General features: G+C 39.0%; 10 protein-coding genes and 1 pseudogene. 4 read left to right on the forward strand and 7 right to left on the reverse strand.

Annotated features, from left to right (window positions below; all coding sequences use genetic code 11):
- Positions 1 to 7: 7 nt before the first annotated feature.
- From SMI_RS05325 to SMI_RS05340, 4 genes and pseudogenes are all read left to right on the forward strand, one after another.
- A complete protein-coding gene (locus SMI_RS05325) occupies positions 8 to 472 on the forward strand; it encodes an NUDIX hydrolase (protein ID WP_001135770.1) in 465 nt (154 codons plus the stop codon).
- 12 nt (positions 473 to 484) lie between these two features.
- Positions 485 to 1753, forward strand: a complete 1269-nt coding sequence (locus tag SMI_RS05330; protein ID WP_000924530.1) for a dihydroorotase — start codon at positions 485 to 487, stop codon at positions 1751 to 1753.
- Between the two features lie 40 nt (positions 1754 to 1793).
- The gene (gene pdrM, locus SMI_RS05335; protein ID WP_000284947.1) at positions 1794 to 3146 is read left to right on the forward strand and encodes a sodium-coupled multidrug efflux MATE transporter PdrM; all 1353 of its coding nucleotides are present in this window, start codon (positions 1794 to 1796) and stop codon (positions 3144 to 3146) included.
- 87 nt (positions 3147 to 3233) lie between these two features.
- Positions 3234 to 3314: pseudogene (locus tag SMI_RS05340) on the forward strand (lipoate--protein ligase); the annotation flags it as partial.
- A gap of 73 nt (positions 3315 to 3387) precedes the next feature.
- On the opposite strand, the gene xerS reads toward SMI_RS05340, so the two are convergent.
- The 7 genes from xerS to SMI_RS05375 form a co-directional block, all read right to left on the reverse strand.
- On the reverse strand, positions 3388 to 4458 hold the full coding sequence (gene xerS / locus SMI_RS05345) for a tyrosine recombinase XerS (RefSeq protein ID WP_000817875.1): 1071 nt from the start codon (positions 4456 to 4458) through the stop codon (positions 3388 to 3390).
- A 280-nt stretch (positions 4459 to 4738) separates the two neighbouring features.
- Positions 4739 to 5176 (reverse strand): MepB family protein, encoded by a 438-nt coding sequence (locus SMI_RS05350; protein WP_000696089.1) that lies wholly within the window; start codon positions 5174 to 5176, stop codon positions 4739 to 4741.
- 88 nt (positions 5177 to 5264) lie between these two features.
- Positions 5265 to 6815, reverse strand: coding sequence for a ClC family H(+)/Cl(-) exchange transporter (locus SMI_RS05355; RefSeq protein ID WP_000392584.1), 1551 nt, complete (start codon positions 6813 to 6815; stop codon positions 5265 to 5267).
- Positions 6816 to 6831: 16 nt separating this feature from the next.
- A complete protein-coding gene (locus tag SMI_RS05360; protein WP_000201105.1) occupies positions 6832 to 7611 on the reverse strand; it encodes a ribonuclease HII in 780 nt (259 codons plus the stop codon).
- A complete protein-coding gene (gene ylqF, locus SMI_RS05365; protein WP_000201307.1) occupies positions 7598 to 8449 on the reverse strand; it encodes a ribosome biogenesis GTPase YlqF in 852 nt (283 codons plus the stop codon). Before ylqF ends, SMI_RS05360 begins: the two co-directional genes overlap by 14 nt.
- Positions 8450 to 8700: 251 nt before the next feature.
- On the reverse strand, positions 8701 to 13809 hold the full coding sequence (locus SMI_RS05370; RefSeq protein WP_000514298.1) for a mucin-binding protein: 5109 nt from the start codon (positions 13807 to 13809) through the stop codon (positions 8701 to 8703).
- 343 nt (positions 13810 to 14152) lie between these two features.
- A complete protein-coding gene (locus SMI_RS05375; RefSeq protein WP_000174759.1) occupies positions 14153 to 15331 on the reverse strand; it encodes a hypothetical protein in 1179 nt (392 codons plus the stop codon).
- Between the last annotated feature and the right edge of the window lie 17 nt (positions 15332 to 15348).

A 15348-nucleotide genomic window follows, 5' to 3' on the forward strand; every position in this document is an offset into this window, starting at 1 on the left:
AGAAAATATGCCTCAGTTAGCGACAATTTGCTACATTGATAACGGGAAAGAACTGCTCATGCTCCACCGTAATAAGAAGCCAAATGATGTTCATGAAGGGAAATGGATTGGTGTGGGTGGTAAGCTAGAGAGAGGAGAGACCCCTCAGGAATGCGCGGCGCGTGAAATCCTCGAAGAGACAGGACTGAAAGCCAAGCCAGTTCTAAAAGGTGTTATCACTTTTCCTGAATTTACACCAGATTTAGACTGGTACACCTATGTTTTTAAGGTGACAGAGTTTGAAGGGGACTTGATTGACTGCAATGAGGGGACGCTGGAATGGGTTCCCTATGATGAGGTTTTGAGTAAGCCGACTTGGGAAGGTGACCATACCTTTGTTGGGTGGCTTTTAGAGGATAAACCCTTCTTTTCAGCCAAGTTTGTTTATGATGGGGATAAATTGTTGGATACCCAAGTTGATTTCTATGAATAAAGGAGAAAGCAGATGCTACTAATCAAAAATGGACGTGTAATGGATCCCAAGACTGGTTTGGATCAAGTGTGTGATGTCTTAGTTCAAGGTGGGAAAATTATCAAAATTGCGTCTGAGATCACGGAAGAAGGAGCAGAGATAATTGATGCTAGTGGTCTTGTAGTTGCTCCTGGTTTGGTCGATATTCATGTTCATTTCCGTGAACCTGGTCAAACTCACAAGGAAGATATTCATACAGGTGCCCTAGCAGCTGCGGCAGGTGGTTTTACAACGGTTGTCATGATGGCTAATACTAGTCCAACCATTTCGGATGTGGAGACTTTGCAAGAAGTTCTCCAGTCAGCTGCCAAAGAGAAGATCAATGTCAAGACGGTAGCGACCATTACTAAAAATTTTAATGGCCAAGACTTGACTGACTTCAAGGCACTCTTAGAAGCTGGTGCGGTTGGTTTCTCAGACGACGGTATCCCACTTGAAAGCAGTAAAGTAGTCAAGGAAGCCATGGAGGAAGCCAAAAAGCTTAATACCTTTATTAGTCTTCATGAGGAAGATCCAGGTTTGAATGGGATTCTTGGCTTTAACGAAAATATTGCTAAAGAACATTTCCATATCTGCGGTGCGACTGGGGTGGCTGAGTATGCTATGATGGCGCGTGATGTCATGATTGCCTATGCAACCAAGGCCCATGTTCATATTCAGCATTTGTCTAAGGAAGAGAGTGTTAAAGTAGTTGAGTTTGCTCAGGGGCTAGGTGCGCAAGTCACAGCAGAAGTAGCGCCACAGCATTTCTCTAAGACAGAAGCACTTCTTTTGACACAAGGAAGCAATGCCAAGATGAATCCGCCGCTTCGTTTGGAATCAGACCGTCGTGCTGTTATTGAAGGTCTCAAATCAGGCGTCATCACAGTTATTGCGACGGACCACGCCCCTCACCATGCAGATGAGAAAAACGTTGAGGATATTACCAAAGCACCATCTGGTATGACTGGTTTGGAAACTTCTCTTTCCCTCGGTTTAACTTATTTGGTGGAAGCTGGTGAGTTGAGTTTGATGGAATTACTAGAAAAGACGACATACAACCCAGCCAAGCTTTACAATTTTGAAGCAGGTTACTTGGCTGAGAATGGTCCAGCGGACATCACTATTTTTGATGCTAAGGCTGACCGCCTTGTGGACTCCCATTTTGCTTCAAAAGCAGCTAATTCACCATTCATCGGTGAAACCTTAAAAGGGCAGGTTAAATATACCATCTGTAAGGGACAAATTGTCTATCAAAACTAGATGGAAGTCTGATCTGTAAACAAAAAGATAGAGAGCCTATATGTACCAAACCCATCATTTTAAAGACAAATTTATCTTATTTTTAAAGATATTTTTCCCTATCCTGATTTATCAATTTGCCAATTATTCTGCATCTTTTGTTGATACGACTATGACTGGCCAATACAATACCATGGACTTGGCTGGTGTGTCTATGGCAACCAGTATCTGGAACCCTTTCTTTACCTTTCTAACAGGGATTGTATCGGCCTTGGTGCCCATCATTGGTCACCATCTTGGTCGAGGCAAAAAGGAAGAGGTTGCGTCTGATTTTTACCAGTTTATTTATTTGGCCTTGGGTCTATCTGTGGTCTTGCTGGGGATGGTACTTTTTTTGGCACCACCAATCTTGAATCATATTGGACTAGAAGTACCAGTGGCGGCAGTAGCAGTTCGTTATCTCTGGTTTTTATCTATCGGGATTATCCCCCTGTTGCTCTTTAGTGTCATTCGCTCCTTGCTGGATTCGCTGGGGTTGACCAAACTGTCTATGTATCTCATGCTTTTGTTACTTCCCTTGAATAGTGGATTTAACTATCTCTTGATTTACGGGGCCTTTGGTGTTCCAGAACTGGGAGGTGCTGGGTCTGGTTTAGGTACTTCCTTGGCTTACTGGGTCTTGCTGGGAATTTCTGTTCTGGTTTTACTTAAACAGGAGAAGCTCAAAGCCTTACACCTTGAGAAACGAATTCCGCTTAATATGGATAAAATCAAGGAAGGAGTTCGCTTGGGTCTGCCTATTGGGGGGACTGTCTTCGCGGAAGTGGCTATCTTTTCTGTGGTTGGCTTGATTATGGCAAAGTTCTCGTCCTTGATTATTGCTAGTCACCAGTCAGCTATGAATTTTTCATCTCTCATGTATGCCTTCCCTATGAGTATCTCATCGGCTATGGCTATTGTTGTTTCCTATGAAGTGGGAGCCAAGCGATTTGATGATGCGAAAACCTATATTAGTTTAGGAAGATTTACTGCCCTCATTTTTGCTGCCTTCACCTTAACCTTCCTTTACATTTTTAGGGAAAATGTGGCCAGTCTTTATGGTAACGATCCAGAATTTATCGATTTGACAGCGCGTTTTTTGACTTACAGCCTTTTCTTCCAGTTAGCAGATACCTTTGCGGCACCGCTTCAGGGAATTTTACGGGGGTATAAGGATACCGTTATTCCTTTTTACCTTGGTTTGCTTGGTTATTGGGGCGTAACAATCCCAGTGGCTATGGTATTTGATTCCCTAACAGATTTTGGAGCGTATTCTTACTGGATTGGCTTGATTATTAGTCTGATCGTGAGTGGGGCGCTCTACCGATGGCGTCTAACTGTGATTATGAAGAGATTTGAATCTAGAAAAGCTTGATTTTTAGAATTCCTGCAAGCAAAAATATCCTTCCTTATCTGCATTATTTTTGCTATAGTTAAATTAGTAGTAGGCAAATGAGAATTTCAAAATATAGAAACCATTGATATCACACGCTACTTCGCTGGTATTAGCCGTGAAGAAATCGCTGAAGCGGTAGTTGGATAAACCAAAAAGAAGTTGGTTGTAGGACCAGCTTCTTTTTTAAAAACCATATATTACATAATTTAATTTATGTATTTTATAAACTATCTAGAGCATTCTTTTGTTCATCATTAACGATATGAGTATAGAGGTCTGTGACTTGTGTACTGGCGTGTCCTAGTTGGTGGCTGACTAAAACTTGCGATTTAGTGGCATCATAGAGCCTGGTTGCTAGGGTATGTCGTAGTTTATGGGGTGTTACACGGACTTTGAAGTCCTCAGAGTACTTAGCAACCATTTTCTCAACGCTGGAAGCATCGATACGATTAGGAACACCTCTGTAGAGTGTCAAAAAAAGAGCTGTATCTGTTTTTTCCGTTTTATAGCGTTGATTCCGAATGGCCAGATAATTTTCTAAATAAGGTTTTGCAAAGGCAGCGACATTGACAGAGTCACGTTTGCCACCTTTTCGAGTAACATCAATAACCATCATTTTGAGGTTGAGATCTCTTAGATCCAGATTAACAGCTTCAGATAAGCGGACACCAGACGCCAAGAGAAGGGCGATAATGGCCAAATCACGTTCTTTATTTTTATTAAATGAAGATAGGGCGCGATTTGAAAGTTGTTGTGGATACTCTTGGTCAATATAAGTTAGAAAACCTTCTGTTTCATCACCTAAAAAGAGTTTTTGCTTGATGTTTTCAGCTCTGGCAGCAAGTGTTTCTTTCTTTTTCTTTGTTGAAACTTTCTTCATTACATTACGATAAAAATAAGGTTCGCCCTGATCGTTTTCAACTTCCTCAGTCAAATACTTATAAAGACTAGAAAGTGCTGACAAAGTCCGATTGATAGTTGTCTGAGAAACTCCTTGCTTGGTTGTATTAGCATTCAGCAAAGGACGTTCTCGTAGATAAAGGATAAAGGATTCCATGTCTTTCTTAGACATATTTTCCAAGACAGATAAAGGAATATCAGCCATTTTATCTGCGTTTGAAATGCCAGACTCCAAAACCCAGCTAAAAAATCGATAGTATTCCTTGAGGTATTCGTACAAGGTTGTAAAACTGTAAGGTACAGCCAGCTTAGATTGGTAGTATTCCAGAACATACCAGGGCATGATTTGTTTTAGTTTGTCGATTCGTTCCAGTAAAATCTCACGTTTCATGTATTTTCTCCATAAATAAGTTTACTAGTAGTATAGCATAGACTTATTTATTTTTCAAGAAAATTATAGTTTTTCGGAAAGATATTATAGAGCTTTTTAATAGAATAACTAAAATAACCAAAAATGATTTCATTTTTAATAACTAAAAAATTTTTTCGACAAAAATTGTCTATAATGTACTTTATTCCTGAGAAACTAACACAAAGACTTGGTTCTTTTTTCATAAGAACCAAGTCTTTGTGTTTGATATGAATCTACTAGGAATTTTTCAAAGTCATTCTTATAATTGAATTTCTCTAAAAAATTTCAATTGCCATTTTTGTGTTGATTGAGCCGTTGTATTTAAATTTGTGCACCAAGGCGGATAAAATCGCATGGACATTTTTCCTTTGCTGTTTTTTGTTGAGAGAATTTTCTTACAAGTAGCAACTTCGTTTGGAATAATAAATAGCCCCTTTTTATCATTATCGATGACAACGATAACAAGTTCAGTTCCCAAATCTTCATTGGTATAAGGAATGTTCATGTTATTTTTGTCTTTTTTCCAAAAAACTGTAAAATATCCTTCTTTTTTCGGTGTTCTTTTTGCTAAGCGGCATCTTTTATATCCTTGCTCATCCTTTATTTTGATAAGAATACCTTCGTATTTTTCATTCCACTTTTCTTTAATGAATTCAAAATCACCATAAAACTCATATAGAGCATCTAGTATTTTCATTATGATGTATGTCCTCCCTTATCAAAATCAACAAAATATTCTTGATACATTTATTACATAATAAAAATTATGTAATAATATTTTTGATTTACAACAACAAATCTTTGACTTTCCCAATTTCACTTTTTGGAATCACCAAGTGGATCATATCCCCCAGATACATTCTGGTTGAGCCGTTAACTGTTTGGCTCTTGCCATTATGAACTTGTGTTGTGATTAGGACGTTATGAGGCAAGTTGAGCTCGTGTACTTGTTTTCCAGCGATTTTGTCAGATACAGGGATTTCAATGAGTGTAACTTCTCCTTCATCTGTTGCTTCTTCTGGCAACATTCTTTCTAGCATGGCCTCATAGACTGGCGCACCCTTGAGTAAATCCATGATGATATAGGAAACTAGGGTTACTAAGCCAAGTGGCATGAGATTGCGAATATCTCCTACCATCTCAGTTACGAGTATCATAGCGGTTAAGGGTGCCTTTGATATTGCTCCAAAATAGCCACTCATTCCTAGAATGACAAATATAGGGAATTGCTCCTGACTGACAAGTCCAATATTCACACAAATGACACCAACTAGGGCACCAAGCAAGGAACCAAGCGCCAGAATGGGTAGAAAAATTCCTCCTGGAAGGCCACTTCCATAGCTAATCATGCTCCAAACAAAGCGAATCAAAAAGTAAGCTAATAGAACTTGGAAACTAAAATTTTGCTCAGTTAGGGAAAGAACCAGCTGATTTCCACCTCCAAGGATTTGTGGCAAGAAGATGCCGACTGGTATGATGAGAATAAAGGCAAGAATTGGGTAATAAGCTCTATCCAAACGGATTTTTTGCCCAAGCCAGTCATAAATTCTACCGACATTGAGTACAGCCTTCTCATAGAGAAAACCAGATAGTCCAAGAAAAACTCCCATAAGGAGGTAAATCCAATATTGGTCTAGGGTCATGAGTGGGATATTGTCTGGCATATCCAGTACGGGTGTTAGGCCAAATATGAGCAGAGAGACAAAGTTTGCTACGAGACTGGCTGCTAGAGTTGAGACCCAGAAAAAGCGTGAAAAATGGTGATAAACTTCTTCTACGACAAAGAGAAGTCCTGCAATCGGAGCATTAAAGGCTGCGGCTAAACCTGCTGCAGCTCCACTCGCAATAAGAGAACGTTCCTCTACTGGACTGGATTTGAGCCATTTGGCAATTCCTTTGCCCCCGACTGCTCCAAGTTGAATACTTGGTCCTTCACGCCCCAGCATAAGGCCACTTGCAATAGCAAGAATTCCTAGAATATATTTTTTCCAAAGAACTCCCCACCAGTTGAGAGTCATCAATCCCTTTAATTCGGCTTCGACCTGAGGAATTCCTGAGCCTTTGATATCTTTTTCTGATCGAGTTAATTTCGCACTGAGCCAACAAACTATTAAATAAAACAGACCAATGATAAAAAGATTGCGCACTAGGTGCACTTGATCTTGATAAAGTCCTTGTATCAGGTGGAAGCCTTTTTCGATTGAAAACCGAAAGGATCCGACGATGAGCCCTACGACGAGACCGACAATGATTCCTCGTCCAACTTGGGATAATATGGTGCTTGAGACAAAGGCAAATTCTTTCTTGGAACTGAGTGTTTCTGACTGTTCCTCCATAATCATTCCTTCTAACTTAACTTTCTTTTTCTTCTGAAACCAGTGATTTAACGGGTTCAAAGCTGGTTCGGTGAATTGGGGTAACTCCTAGTTTTTCCAGTCCTTCTAGATGTTTAGCAGTTCCATATCCTGCATTAGTAGCGAAATCATAGCCGGGAAATTGCTGGTCGAATTCCTTCATCAATTCATCACGTGTCACCTTGGCTACTATAGAAGCTGCTGCAATTGAAAGGGAATTGGCATCTCCTTTGATGATAGATGTTTGTGAAATTGGTAAATCCAGTTTCATGGCATCTATCAAAAGGTGCTCAGGTTGAGGACTGAGCTGGGAGATTGCTTCCTGCATGGCCAGTTTGGTTGCTTCATAGATATTGACTTGGTCGATGACTTGATTATCCATGATACCAATGCCAATTGATAAGGCTTGGTTCTGAACGGCTTGGAAAATCTCCAGATGTTTCTTTTTAGGAATTTTCTTGCTGTCGTTGAGGCCTTTAATTTTACAATTTTTAGGTAAGATGACGGCTGCAGCAACTACTGGTCCAGCCAGAGGACCTCGGCCGACCTCATCAACACCAGCAACTAAGGTCAATCCTTGCTTGTAAAGTTCTTTTTCATAGGAAAGCATGGATTCCAAACGAAAATCCTCATCCAATTCTGCCTGAATAGCTTTTTTACGCTTGCTGATTTCCTTTTGAACTCCAGAGCGATTATCCTTTTCAAGCTCTAAAAAAATAGGGCTATCAAGGTCCTTGACAGTAGCAAGGAGTTCTTTGATTTCTTTAATCGTCGCCATCTAGATCTTCCAATGTATCTAAGGTATAGTTACCGAGTTTGCCATCACGGACTTCCTTCACGAAGAGACTGTAAAAGCGGTCATAGTCATCACGGAAACCGAGGGCACGGGTCATATCCATAATAATAACAGGAGCTTCTTCCTCAATTTTCATTTGTTTGAAGCGTTCAGCCAACTTTTCTGGATAATGTTCTTTGAAATAATTGAGGCCAAAAATAGTTACCTCATCCATAGGAAGCAACTGGTCTTTGATAGCTCCAGTCAAGGCTAACTTAAGCGCAACAGTTTCATCCTCAAACTTAGGCCAGAGAATCCCTGGTGTATCTAAGATTTCCAGGTCTTTATTGGTTTTGAGCCATTGTTGACCTTTTGTGACCCCTGGCTTGTTTCCAACAACAGCAATTTTCTTACCAGCTAAACGGTTCATAAGAGTGGATTTACCAGCGTTTGGAATCCCGATAATCATGGTACGCAAGGTTTCAATCTTGATACCACGTTCTTTTTGGCGAGCAATCTTATCCGCCATGAGCTTCTTGGCAGCATCTGTTACAACTTTTACAGTCACTTGTTCTTTGGAATTGATAGCCAGCGTCTGGATTCCCTGTGATTCAAAATACTGGCGCCATTCCTTGGTCATTGCTGGGTCAGCCAAGTCTGCCTTATTTAAAATCAAGAGTTTTGGTTTGTCACCAACAATTTTGGTCAACATAGGATTTTGACTAGATAGAGGTAAGCGTGCATCCACCAAAATCGTTACAAAATCAACAAATTTTAAATTTTCCTGAACCTGTCGACGAGCTTTGGACATGTGACCAGGAAACCATTGAATAGTAGCCATTGAGTTTTTTCCTTATAAAATAAAAATCTAATTAATATAAATAGTGTTTTTCTTATAGTCTATTTTATCATAATTTGAGCACTTTTGCATAGGCTTTTGGCTATGAGAAATTTGTTAAACATAATTTTATTTATGTCTTTTACAATACAGTAAACTTATATAAAGGATATTAGACTTCAAAAAGAGGATTTTCATTGCACTCAATATCAAAAAAGAAGATGACAAATCATCTTCTTAAAAACTATGATTTTTTAGTCTTCTTTTTTCTTGCGAGCAAGAAGTCCAAGTGCTGCAAGGTTAGCATTAGCTTCTGAACCTGTGTTTGGTAATTCCTCTCTTCTACTTGTCTCAGAAGTCGGAGTATTTGCTTCTGGAGTGTTTGGGGTTGGAATTTGACTTTCTGGTGTTGGAATAGTCGGATCTTGTGGAGTTGGAATCGGTGTGGTCGGTTTCTGTGGAACAGGATTATTAGGCTCTACTGGTGTTATCTTTTCAAATTTATGAATAGTTACACCATCTTTCGTTGTAGTCGTAATAAATCGATATCCAGGAATATTTCCTGGTTCATGAGTTCCAGGTTTTTCTGGTTTCAATGGCTTACCATTTTCATCCACCCAGATTGTAATATGATTACTTTCTGGAGTTGGTTTTACCGGTTCTTCCGGACTAGGTGTATTTGGAACTTTTACATACTCAATCGGTGTATCCTTACCAGGTTCTGTTGGTACTGGTGGAATGTATCCTTGTGTTGGATCATTTGGCACTTTTGGTTGTAACAGTGTCTCGCCAATCTTCGGTGTGTATCCTGGTACATATGGTATTACTGGTACATTTGGTGTATTAGGATACATTGGATCACCAGGCTTAGTTGGGTCTGTCGGATGGTTTGGATATGGTAGTGGCGTTGGTGTTTCTACACCTGGCACTTTTGGTATCCATGAACCAAGTTTCTTGTAAACCACTTCAATCGTTTGATTTGCAACAGTTGGTGTTATTTCTTTTCTTTCAGCAACTTCTTTTTGAGTTGGGTCTTTAAGGATGTAACCTTTAACTATTGGTGATGATACTTTATCAAATGTACTATCTCCACCAACTGCTTTCCATTCTCCATAAGTAATCTCACCTGTTACTACGTTAATCTTAGCTTCACGTGTAAATGTAACTTTGTCTGTTGATGGTTCAGAAACTTTATTTCCAGCCTCGTCAACATAGTTGATTGTACGTGTAACTTCTTTTTCTAAGTCAGATTTTGCTAGTCCTGTTTCTGGCCATTTTGGTCCTTCTGGTTTATCTGGATCTACTGGATCATTTGGATTTTTCGGCTCTGTTACTGTCACAACTTTTTCATGTACTTTCAATCTGAATACTTGTGTTGGATCTCCATCTGTTGGATCTTTTTCCTTATCAAATTTTTGATTATTTAATAAGTCTTTATTCTCAACTATATATCCACGTTTTTCTAAGTCTGCAATCTTAGCCGTTACTGAATCTGCTGGAATTGGTTCACCTGTTTTACCTGAAAGCTCTACTTTCTCTTCAGGTAGTTCAACCTCTGTACCTGTTGTTGTATTGAATACTTTCACTACAGCTTTTTGAGGATCTTTTGAATACTCAATTGGTGTATCTTCGCCTGGTGTGTTTGGAATTGGTGGCACCTTGTATCCATTTTCTGGATTATTTGGATCAACTGGTTCTAACGGTGTTTCGCCAATCTTCGGTGTGTATCCTGGTACATATGGTATTACTGGTACATTTGGTGTATTAGGATCCGTTGGATCACCAGGTTTCGTTGGATCTGTTGGATGGTTTGGATATGGTAGTGGTGTTGGTGTTTCTACACCTGGCACTTTTGGTACCCATGATCCTAACTTAGTATAAACTACTTTTTGATCTAATCCTGTCGAATCTGCATTTGTTTCCACTTTTTCTACTGAAGCTTTGTCTGCTACATAGCCTGTTAATGTAGGTGTGTCTACTTTTGCTAATTCTTTGTCCGCACTTTCCCAATTTCCGTATGTGATTGTTCCTGTAACTGCATTATATGTTGCACTACGTTTGAAGTGGGCTGTTTGTGTTACAGTCGGTTTCGCATCCGCTATTTCTGGTTCATCCGCAGTTTCTTTCTTAACGTAAGTAATTGTACGTGTTACTTCTTTTTCTAAGTCAGATTTTGCTAATCCAGTTGCTGGCCATTTTGGTCCTTCTGGAACATTTGGATCAACCGGTGTATTTGGAGTTGGTGGTTCTGTTACTGTCACAACTTTTTCTTTTACAGTAATCGTATATTCCTGACTTGGAATTTGACCTTCTGTGTCTTCTATAGTATCAACTGTTTTATCACCACTTGTAAATGTGTCTCCAACAATCTCATATCCAGCTTTTTTAAGTGCTGTTATTCTAGTATTTACATCTGTTGAAGAGAATGTATCTCCTACATTACCAGAAAGTGTAATATCGCCATATCCTGTTAACGCTTCAGTTGCTGTCTCAGATACTTGTTTCTTGAAGTGAACGACACCTTTACCTGTAGGCGGTACAGTTCTTTCTTCATATACAAATGTGATTACTGTATTTTTCTTTGTGATACTTCCATTTAGCGTATCAGATGAAGTTTCCAATCCTCCACCAACTGATCTTAAAGCATAATATTTTCCATTAGTTGCATTAAACGACAGAACTTTTTTTGAATGCACATCATAGTCTGTACCAATCAGTACATCTTTTCTTACCAAATAGCCATTATCCGTTTTTTCTCCAGCTTTTTTAGCATCTGCATCAGTGATTGGTAAATTATTTCCATTAGTATCAACATAACGAACAGTAACATCTCCTGACATAGCTGATCTTACTTCAGACGTCTTTTTACTCTTGTCGATTTCTTCTTTTATTTTTTTCTCTTGGTCTTCAGTAATCTTACCTTGCTCTTTTAACTTGGTAAGAATACGTTTTGCTAATTCTTTAGACGGTTCTACAGTATCTTGGATGACTGAGAAATCGGCTAGAATCGGCATATTATACTGAATACGAGAACTTTGAGGGTTTACCCCAACTCTTTCATTATCAGATGGAATTACTTGTACAGTATACGATACAATATCCGTTCCTAAAGGAATGTCCGCAGTAGCGAAGTAGCCTGCTTTTCCTAGTTTGCTATATCCAGGACCCACTGCTTCCTTAATCTTAGCCGACAGCTCTTCATCAGAAATCACATTCGTACGCACAATCCCTTTATCTACTCCTAAAAATTTTGAGAAATGTTTGAATTCTTCAGAACTAGATGTAGCCCAACCATGATTAAGATTATTCGCTTTTATATTTGTATTCTCTCTATCAAAGGTTTGGGGATCAGTACCATATGTATCAGCACTTAGAGTTGCTGCTATATCTGACCCTTGAATACCAACTTCCTTGCTACCGTTTCTAGCGGCAGTATATGTGTATTTATCTGTTTCAACTTCCAGCTGATCATCGTTAACATGATAGGTAATTTTCTTAGCACCTGGTATAAGAGTAGTGAGTAATCTATATGCTCTGTCATCAGCTTTAGCTTGAGAACTACCTGAACTTAGCCAAGTTGGGGTATTAGGAGTATCTTTATCAGCATTTTTCAATAAATTATTCAAATCATTCGATAGCTTTGTAGGTGACTGTTGTGTACTTGTGAAAGTTTTCTTCCACTCTGAATCTCTTTCCTTTGATTTTCCTATACTTAAGAAGTCTTCAGTAACATTCATCACAATATCGCCTTGTTTTTTAGCTTCTTCCGTAGCTTCTTCTACAATTTGATCGTATACTTTTCGTTGCTCTGGTGTATAATCTTTTTCTCTTGTTCTTCCTAATAATGAAGTAGCTTTTACTTTCTCATTTTTAATTTTATTAAAACGGTAATTAAACTCATCTTTTAAAAATTTCAAAATGTTTGCATGTGCCGCTTCAACATTCAAACCTTTCTTATACAACTCTTCATTCTGAACGATTTCAGCTACACGAGAAATAGTTTCATCATAAACTTTTGTTTCTTCGCCCTTACTATTTTGAGCTTTAATGACTACTCGATAACTTCCTTTAGAACCGTTAATATCTGTGATGTACCCTGTCACAAAATCAACACGAACACGACTTCCGTATTTAGTAGAAAAGGCTGTGAATTTCTTCTCTATCCCATTGTAGCCAACGACACCTGGAGAATATTTATTAAATTTATCCTTTTCTAAAAACGGAAGCTTATTATAATTAGCGCCAGCCGCCTCTGCACGTTCATTCTGAGCACGTGGATCATATGTAGAATGATCCGCTACAGTATCATTACGATTGGCACGTGTACGCCCTTTAACAAGCATCAACATATAATCAAAACGACGATCTAAGGCTTGCTCATGCACATAGATGTTATCTAAGGCATCTGCCCCAAGCATACCACCTTGTTCAATTATCGGAATCCCATTCTCAGTTTGTCCAACTTTATGCCAACCTGTGAAGTAACCTTGTGCGTTCTTTCTACCGATAGCGAACTTACCTTTGTTTCCATCTTCATCAATGGCATGCCAACCACCAAAGTCATGAAGTTCTCTAATTTCACCCGGTTGAAGAGGTACACCCTCTGGATTCTCAGGAGTCTTATCAAAACGAAGTTCGTTTCCCAGAGTATCCATGTTCCTCAAGTATGAACGCTCGTTATTTTGGAAGTCATCCGGCATATTTTGGATAATCTTCCACATTTCTTCAACTGTTGCAGTATGATCAGGATCATCGAAACTCAAGTGAGCATTTGGATCATGTGCTCCAGGCTCTTCTCCTTTTGGTATATTTACCCCTGGTTGATCTGGTTGTACTGTAGCCCCCTTACGTCCGGTTAAAGCAGAATTTAATGCTTCGTTATTTCCAGTTGAAGACCCGTCAGGTGTCTCAGTTCCAGTAGAAGTATTAGAAGTTCCGCCAGCAGGAGCATCTCCTACTTCTCTTCTTACACGGCGACCTCTAGTATTAGCAGACGTAGACGCTTCTGTCGGCTGCGCTACATTATTGATTTCTTTATTTTCTACTGGTTTCGTATTATTAGTTGCTAAAGTTTCTTTATTTTCTTTCTCTTTAGGTGTTGTTGACTCTGTTGATTTTCCAGAAGCATCTGGATTTTGAGCAGGCTCCGCCCCATAGCTAGACGAAGTCAGACTGTTAGGTTGGCTTGTCTCCGGTTCTGGAGACGGACTAGAGTGACTTGCCCCTCCATCAGTAGTAGTATTCGTTTCAGCGTGTACCACACCTGCCCCCATGGCAAGGTATAAAGCACCTATGACGACACTAGCTGCACCGACACTTACTTTTCGAATACTATATTTTAGTTGTTTATCAAATTTACCCATTTTAGACTCCATTTATAAAATAGCAGACATATTTATACATATCTGCATAAAATAATCTGATTTTATTATACATCAAGTTAATCTATTTAACAAGTAAAAAAGAATATTGTAAAAATAATTTTATTAAATTGGAAACTATGAAAAAACATTGAAAATTCAATGTATTTCCCTATTTTTTAAAAAAATTAATAAAGGATTGATATAAACAAAAACAACATAAATAGATGTTAACATTTGTTTTAAATATATATATTTATTAGTTTCATGTGAAATAGAAATTGTATTTTAAAAGTAAAAAAGTATAAGAAATAATCCTACCCTGGTTATCCAAGGTAGGATTTGTTCATATAAGTAGTCGTTCTAAAAATGGTTTGAGGCAGTTGAGGAGAATTCCTTCTATCCAGCTTTCCTGTGCTGAGGAGAGATGATCTGTCTGGAGACTTTCTTTTAGAAAATCTCGAACTTGTTCTGGTGCGATTTCAAACTCAAAGGCTTTCATTTTATAGAAAAAGTCGAGCAGATGGTCTGACAGATATTCAGTTGAAAAGGGCACTTCTCCACTTTTTCGATATTCTAATAAGAGTCGAGCAAAGCGGGATTTTTCGTCAGGAAGCTCACGAAAATAGGAATTGAGGAGCCAGGTCTGCTTCTGCTTTCTTTCAATTGGATCCTGACTAGCAATTCGTTGGTCTTTTTCCAGCTCTTTTTGGTATTGTTTGGCCTTGACAGCCCGTTCTGTTCGATTTTTACCAAAAAGAATTTTTTCCCACTTGCGTTCTTCTTGAGTCAAGGTCTCCGTAAAGCCAAAGTAATCTTGATAGACCCGCTCTGCTGGTCCCATGGCTAGAACCAGATTGTCTGCATATTGTTTGGCGATTTTATCCCTCTTCTTGCGCTCTTTCTCTGCCTGGATACGGAGTTCTTGTTCGTAGTCAATTTTCTCCTTACCTAGCTTGACAAGGTAGAGTTGGTCATCTGATTTTCCAAGTAAAAAGGGTTTGATACATTTTTCAAGAACTTCCTCCATCCGAGCTTTCTTCTTGGGTTCTGCCTTGGTCCAACTTCCTCCTTGAAAGACTTCTAGGAAGAGCTGATAGTCTTTCTCAGGTGAGAACTGATTGCCACGATTAGACTTGAAAACACCTTTTTCCCAGAGCCATTTTAGAAGTCGCTCGTCAAAGTCACTTTTATTGACCTTGATTTTTTCCTTTTTCTTAGCTTTTCTGGTCAGATTTTCGACCTTTCTGAGTAATTTTTCTTCCTCTTCTAGTTGCTGGTCAAGGGTCAATCGATGAAAGTGTCTGACGCAGTCGCTGCCTATAGGAAATAGTCGTTGACCTGTCACTCCGTTAAAGAGTTCGTAGGCGTATTTGATAGCATTTCCACAGACACAATTGCTACGGCCGATATCGTTAAAAATCAAGGAAACTTCATTCCATTCCTTGGTAGCTTGTTCCCAAGTATCAGCTTTTGAAGCCTGTAACACCGCATCATGCAGGGATTTTCTAACTGGAAGTGTCATGAGGTCCCCTTTCTAGA

Source organism: Streptococcus mitis B6 (genome assembly GCF_000027165.1).
Lineage (GTDB): Bacteria > Bacillota > Bacilli > Lactobacillales > Streptococcaceae > Streptococcus > Streptococcus mitis_AR.